Origin of the sequence: Paraburkholderia sp. SIMBA_030 (assembly GCF_046535245.1) — a bacterium.
Taxonomy (GTDB): Bacteria; Pseudomonadota; Gammaproteobacteria; order Burkholderiales; family Burkholderiaceae; genus Paraburkholderia.
This window is the reverse complement of record NZ_JAWRXB010000561.1, coordinates 1-271: the sequence shown is the minus strand read 5'-3', so window position 1 is coordinate 271 and position 271 is coordinate 1. Positions and strand designations below refer to the sequence as shown.

At 41.0% G+C, this 271-nt stretch carries 1 pseudogene; it reads right to left on the bottom strand.

Features of this window, described 5'->3' with window-relative positions:
- Positions 1-271, bottom strand: a pseudogene (locus tag SB772_RS41205) (hypothetical protein); the annotation flags it as partial.

Sequence of the window (271 nt, the reverse complement as noted above, 5' to 3'; positions counted from 1 at the left end):
CGAATATTTTCACTAGAGCCACTGCCCAGTGAGATTTGACTCTCTGTCACACCATTTATCTCAGCGACTTTGGTAATCAGCGCCGCACGTTGGTCATCAGGATAACGAAAACCGATGTTTAAAGAGTCGATAACGGCTTGTTTGGCCGCATCTGACATGCCGAGTGAGTTTTCGTTAGAGTTTAATTCTATTAAGTCGTTGGTAAGCACAGTAAATAATACGCCTAGATTATGTCCATTCCAAAAATTTAGTCTGTGTTGATAATTTGATC